Below are 3,311 nucleotides of genomic sequence, written 5' to 3'. Positions count from 1 at the left end.
CCGCAGATAACCTTGATATCCTTGGCGCGGCTGTTTATACGGATGGTCTGTCGCCACCCATCGCCCTCTATCTCAAAGACGTTGCGAGCGAGTTTTTTAGCTATTTCATCTCCGACATAGCCTCTGGCTTCTGGTTTATCAGCCCAACCAAGCGCAGAGTAGTTCGGTTTTTGCGGAAAATCCGCAAGCGGAGTTTGAAGCTCGCTTATAGCGTTTAAATTTTCCTCGGTGCCTTGCGGAGCTGCAAAAGATGTACCCCTCATAGAGTGTAGATTAAAGAAACCAATAAATTTCCTCACGACCTTATGCGCCGTTTGAGAAAATATCTTGGCTTCGTTTTCAAAAAGCGAAATATCGTAGATGCCGTAGCTATAATATTTAAGCTCTCTACTCACCCACCTTTCGTCCGGCGAACGATCGATCTCGTGGTATCCATAGTAGCGCTCTGGCATATCTTTTTGTAGCAAAAAGTCGTCGCTATCGCTGTCCCCATACCTAAGCCAGACCCCAAAATCGTCCTTAATGTATAGATAATCAAACTTCGCGCCTCCTGCGAATTTTTTCTCGCCTAGCCAAAATACGGGTCTTTTTTCTAAGTTCGGCAAAGCGGCGACTGGGGGCAAATTTTGTAGCTCTTTTTCAAATTTTTCATCGATATAATCGCAAGCGCTAGTGGGCATACTAGGATCGCAACCTTCGGGCGTATCGGATGAAAAAAGCAAATTTAAAATCACAAATATATACAGCACAAAAAGCACGCATGCAACGCTCACGACCAAGGCGGTAATTTTTAAAATTCTTTTAAAATTTTTCATATCCAAATTTTACCTCGTTGCAGTCAAAAAGCATAAAATTTCGCTTTAAATTTTAAATCCCCGCGCATTATCCTCGCGCCTAGCCTGCCGCTTTGCTAAGACTTTTTAGCGGCTAGCCTTTCTTTTGCCTCTTAGCAAGATGACTTCGTAGTCCATAGGCTCGCGCCGCTTGTCGTATTCGTCTAAATTTTAAATTTCGACAAGATCGTTTTTAAAGATTTTATCTCATCTATTGGTTTGTAAATTTAAACTAAAACGTAATCGTCTTGTCGCACTCGCAAACCCAGCTCGCCAGTATATCCATACTCCCTTTTATTTCGTCGCTAAAGTAGGGCTCTCCTGCGTGCACGCCGCATCTACTTTGGCAGCTGCCGCATACTTTTAGCGCCACGCCGCCGCCGTATAGCTCCTTTAGTTTGGCTACCAGATCGATGTCGTAATCCCTGGGTTTTTCGGTGCTATCTCTTACGAGATCGACCGCGTCATTCATAAGAAAAATTCTTACCTCCTCGCCTTTTTTATGTAGGCTGTCCGCGAGTCTCAATGCGTTGTAGGTATTGTCCGAGCCGTTATACGGCTGATTTGCCAGGATCAGTAGGATTTTTATTTTACGCCCCTTCGTTTAAAATTTTATTGAAAAGAATTCAATATTAAAGCGAGGTTGCATTACCTTAAATTTAGGCTTACGGACCTGAATGGTTAAATTTAGTCTTTATAAATTTTTAATTTTTATCGCGACGAGCTTCATTTATTGCTTCGCTAAGACTTTTTAGTAGCTCGTCCGTGGCTTTCGCTTTATCGCGCGTGCCGCGATTTTTGCCGTTTGAAGCGCCGGGTCCCGCCCCGCTTACGCAGTCTTGCACGAAATACCACCAAAAATACCCGCCCACGTAGTTTTTCACGTAGCGCGGCATCGTATAATACCGCCTCATCATCGCCTTTTTGCTCGCCTGCGTAGCGTCCGACGCCGTGTTTCCGCACTCGCCGATACCGAGCTTCGAAGCAGGGAAAGTGCTTTGCAGATCGGTAAAAATTTCGCTCCAATCAGGCGCAAAGCCCTCGTTATCGTCCTCGTAGTAGCTTACGAAAAGATAATCCAGCCCCTCTTTCATATCCTGCGGCACGAATTTTCGCAGCCACTCGCGCATTTCTATTTTTTGTACTCCGCTCGGCGTATAATACGCAGTAAGCGCCGTCTTGGCGCCCTTTTTGTGGATGAACTCGAATGCCGCGATCATCTTAGCGGTGATGAAATTTGCATCGTCCCCCAGCCAACCCTCGCCGTTTATTTCGTTGCCGATCTCCCAGATCGCGACGTAGGGCGCGAGCGCGGCGAAGGCGTCCGCGAACCTCTTTTCGTAGCTTTTCACGCTTTTGTACGAGCTCATCTCGTAGGAGTCCACGGGGCAGGCCATCACGTACGAAACCTCGCTAAGCCGCCTAAAAAGAGGCTCATACTCGCGCGGAGCGATCTCTTTTGACATCACGACGCGCACGGTGGGCTTTGCGGGTAGGGCTTGCAGGGCGCGCACGATGCTTTGCAGCTTCGCGTCCGAGGCGTATTGCGCGTCCTCGTACCAGCCGTCGTCGATCGTAACGCCCCAGATGAAGTCAGATTTAAAATTTTGCTTTGAAATTTTATTTGGATTTTCGCCGTAAAGTACGCCGCAAAACAGCGCCCCGCAAAACAGCGCGAGAAATATGTGTTTGAAATAGACCACGGCTTGCTCCTTGATTTGAAATTTTAAAAATTTAGCTCTTTGCTGGTCTTTTCACAACCGATCAAGCAATCAAAATTTATCTCTTGCCTCTAAGATCATAAGAATAATACGAACGAGAAAAACCCTCTACGCTGAATATAGCAAAAGCGTTAAGCGCAAGAGCCGCTAAGCTGAGCAGCACCGTAGCAGGCAGCGAAAAACGCGCCAAAAACGCATTTGCAATAGCTGCAAGTACAAGCGCGATAAAGCAATATGAAAATATCGCAACTCCACTAGTATCGGCAAGCTCCTGATAAAATCTATAAAAAAACAGAAACGATGCGATGAATCCCAATGCAAGTAGTATTTGAGCGATGATGCCGCCCGCTAAAAATATAAATAGCAATACGCCTATAAATATTGCTACAAAGGCGATGGCTGCGTTACGCAAAAGGCTGCGGCTTGCGGTAAGCTTAGAGATATTATAAATGCTAAAGATAAAAAGCACGAATGCCGCTGCGCTTAGTAGCACTCCCAATCCGCCGTAAATTCCTAATAGCAATAGCACCAGTTCGGCTATAGCTTTTAAGGCGCAGGCCGCGATGAAGGTGTATTTGATGAGCGCTACCTCTTTTTCTTGAGGGTTTGAAGGCTGCTGATCTTGAGTGTGGAGGTAGTCGTTTAAGTCCATGGTTGCTCCTTGAAATTTATGTAGAAGTATATCTAAAAAACGAATAGGTAAAGATAAATTTCAAAATTTAGTGGCTCGCGGGCGGATGTGTCGTATAAAGCAGGC

At 45.8% G+C, this 3,311-nt stretch carries 3 protein-coding genes and 1 pseudogene; all 4 read right to left on the bottom strand.

What is annotated here, in order from left to right; all coding sequences use genetic code 11:
- Window positions 1-815 (bottom strand): annotated as a pseudogene (locus tag Q0236_RS10745) (hypothetical protein); the annotation flags it as partial.
- 250 nt (window positions 816-1,065) lie between these two features.
- Window positions 1,066-1,404, bottom strand: coding sequence for a DsrE/DsrF/TusD sulfur relay family protein (locus Q0236_RS10740; protein ID WP_367274748.1), 339 nt, complete (start codon window positions 1,402-1,404; stop codon window positions 1,066-1,068).
- Window positions 1,405-1,537: 133 nt separating this feature from the next.
- The gene (locus Q0236_RS10735; protein ID WP_297917714.1) at window positions 1,538-2,536 is read right to left on the bottom strand and encodes a hypothetical protein; all 999 of its coding nucleotides are present in this window, start codon (window positions 2,534-2,536) and stop codon (window positions 1,538-1,540) included.
- 76 nt (window positions 2,537-2,612) lie between these two features.
- Window positions 2,613-3,206 (bottom strand): hypothetical protein, encoded by a 594-nt coding sequence (locus tag Q0236_RS10730; protein ID WP_297917711.1) that lies wholly within the window; start codon window positions 3,204-3,206, stop codon window positions 2,613-2,615.
- Window positions 3,207-3,311 lie beyond the last annotated feature (105 nt).

This window comes from uncultured Campylobacter sp., assembly GCF_938031315.1.
In the GTDB taxonomy this organism is placed as follows: Bacteria; Campylobacterota; Campylobacteria; order Campylobacterales; family Campylobacteraceae; genus Campylobacter_B.
Note: the sequence above shows the minus strand (reverse complement) of the source record. Positions and strands in the feature narration are given on the sequence as shown.